The organism is Paenibacillus sp. KS1 (assembly GCF_001680695.1).
GTDB classification, from domain to species: domain Bacteria; phylum Bacillota; class Bacilli; order Paenibacillales; family Paenibacillaceae; genus Paenibacillus_B; species Paenibacillus_B suaedae.
On sequence record NZ_MAIS01000192.1, the window covers coordinates 1 to 2,634 of the forward strand.

Below are 2,634 nucleotides of genomic sequence, written 5' to 3' on the forward strand. Positions count from 1 at the left end.
TAGCTCGTCGGGCTCATAACCCGAAGGTCGTAGGTTCAAATCCTGCCCCCGCAACCAAACCTCGTGAAATTGCAATGGTGAGGGCCCTTAGCTCAGTTGGTTAGAGCGGTCGGCTCATAACCGATTGGTCGGGGGTTCGAGTCCCTCAGGGCCCACCAATTCTAATTTCATAGATACATAGTTTTGTAAAGTGCATCTTTCATCATCAGTTCTAGCAGTTTGCTAGATTTGCATGAGATAGGTGTTTTTTTATTATTGAGGATCTAAGGGAGCCCGCTTTGCAACGTTTTGCGGAGGGGCTTCCTTTTTTGTGTCGCTATTTTCTTTTTTTGCAACGCATCGTAGGCATCGAGGACATTTTGGAGTGCAGCCTTTTCTTTTTTTGTTATCGTACGGTCATCATAATAAGTATCGCCTTCATGGCGAATGATGGTTTTCTTTGATTTAATAATGGCGCGAATCATTGGGATATCTGATTCAGATGGAACGACGTCGGCCCATTCCCAGATTCGGGTATTATTATCTCGGATGATCTCATCCCTATTAGGGAAGATGGAATAGGTCTTATCATCGACTTTCAATGTGTACTTCTCGATGAACAGCCAATTTTCAGCTTCGTATTGAATACGCAACCGCAGCCAAGATATATTTGCTTCTTTCCCTATATATAAGAAGAAACTGTTCTCATTCGCATAGTGAGGTGAAGTTTTGTCATAATACCAGGTAATACTTTTGACTTCATCTACACTTTTTCTCATCTTAGATAGTGCTTGCGCCAAGCGCTTTTCTTCCGCCGCTTGTTTACGTTTTTTCTCCAACTGCTCGGCCTCGATCTTCTTACGCTCTTTTTCTTCAATTTGCGAAATCAATGTTTTGGCGATGCCTGCTTCCTTGCTTCCGGGATGTTTCTTCATTAAAGCATTTAGTTTGTCCTTTGCGTTGCCTAATGCCCCTTTAGTAAGACTATCCTTCGCTCCGGCAAGCATGCGGTCAGCTCCATTTTTGATATCATCGATTTCTTTCTTTAAATCGTTAATTGTACCTTTCAATTGTGTATTTTCCTGTTGCAGATTTCTTACTTTAGCGGTCAGGTTCTCGTTCGCAGATACCACATCGTCATATGAGGATTGCGAGATGCTAGAACAGCCTGAAAGGAGTATGAAAGAAAAAGAAACACATAGTAGGGTAGTCATTCGCTTCACTGCCCGGATCCTCCTAGATGGTAGTAGTTTTATGGTACGACAAAAGCCCAATATTCCAATGAAAATAATGGTAACAAAATTGGTGTGAAGATAATTCAATAGGAGGAAAAAGGCCAGATGATGAATGTTCAATTGCGAACATTCACATTGATAAATTTATTGTTGACATCATATGAAGGCGTATGATATATTATATCTTGTCGGTTGCGATGTACAGTGTTTTGAAGCGAAAGTGGATGAGCAGCTTGTAGTGCGCAATGATGCAGCATATTGAACCACATGACGATGTGGCAAATATGCCGGGGTGGCGGAATTGGCAGACGCACAGGACTTAAAATCCTGCGGTAGGTGACTACCGTACCGGTTCGATCCCGGTCCTCGGCACCACGTATTGATGATGAGAACTCCTTTCCTGTTCAGGCCTTGAACAAGTGAGGAGTTTTTTGCTTTGTACTCTTTTTTAATATGAAATGATTTGAGGATTACATAATAATCGTAATAGACTGATAGATACCGACATGGAAGGGGAATGTACAGTGGGAATGCATGTACAGAATGATTGGGCGGAATTGCTTCATGAGGAAGTTAGAAAGCCATATTTCAAGCAGCTGTGGGGCTGGCTTCGAGAAGAATACGAGCGTGCAGTCATTTATCCGCCATATGAACTTATATTTTCTGCATTGAATGCGACGTCCTATGCGGATACGAAGATTGTCATCGTTGGCCAAGATCCTTATCATGGGCCAGGACAAGCTCATGGGTTAAGCTTCTCCGTTCAACCGGGTGTTAAGCTGCCGCCTTCACTTCAGAACATGTTCAAAGAGGGCGCAGCAGATGTTGGTCTGAAGATGCCGAACAACGGAAGCTTGCTGCACTGGGCCAAGCAAGGCGTCCTCATGCTTAACACAGTACTGACCGTCGAACAAGGACAAGCAGCATCACATCGGGGGAAGGGCTGGGAGAAGTTCACCGATCGTATCATTCAATTGTTGAATGACAGAGATCGCCCAATCATATTTGTTCTATGGGGAAGCCATGCACAAGCGAAGGCGAGCATGATTGATTTGTCAAAGCATTATATTGTACAAGCGCCGCATCCAAGTCCATTGTCTGCACATCGTGGGTTCTTTGGGAGCAAGCCGTACTCGAAAATTAATAATAAGCTGCGCGAATGGGGCGAGCAGGAGATCGACTGGCAAGTCCCTAATATCTAAATAAGGAATAGGCGTCATCGTGAGCTGCTTTCATGGAATAGTAAGTTGTTGTATGCTTGTAAGAAGGTGTGAGCGATATACTATGAAAGTGGTTCATGTGGCTGCCGATCATTCAGGAAAAGTCATCTCTAGTAATTGACATGGTAATATATTGATGTTATATTAAATTTGTTAATAAACACGATCTGTTAGCTCAGCTGGGAGAGCACCATCTTGAC

2 protein-coding genes and 2 tRNA genes are annotated in these 2,634 nt (G+C 43.4%); 3 read left to right on the forward strand and 1 reads right to left on the reverse strand.

What is annotated here, in order from left to right:
* Window positions 1–81: 81 nt before the first annotated feature.
* Window positions 82–158 (forward strand) — tRNA-Ile (locus BBG47_RS27610).
* A 105-nt stretch (window positions 159–263) separates the two neighbouring features.
* Here BBG47_RS27610 and BBG47_RS27615 read toward each other — a convergent pair.
* A complete protein-coding gene (locus BBG47_RS27615; protein WP_065294416.1) occupies window positions 264–1,202 on the reverse strand; it encodes a hypothetical protein in 939 nt (312 codons plus the stop codon).
* 298 nt (window positions 1,203–1,500) lie between these two features.
* Here BBG47_RS27615 and BBG47_RS27620 point away from each other — a divergent pair.
* A tRNA-Leu gene (locus BBG47_RS27620) sits at window positions 1,501–1,589 on the forward strand.
* A 155-nt stretch (window positions 1,590–1,744) separates the two neighbouring features.
* The gene (locus tag BBG47_RS27625) at window positions 1,745–2,416 is read left to right on the forward strand and encodes a uracil-DNA glycosylase (RefSeq protein ID WP_483310776.1); all 672 of its coding nucleotides are present in this window, start codon (window positions 1,745–1,747) and stop codon (window positions 2,414–2,416) included.
* The last annotated feature ends 218 nt before the right edge of the window (window positions 2,417–2,634 follow it).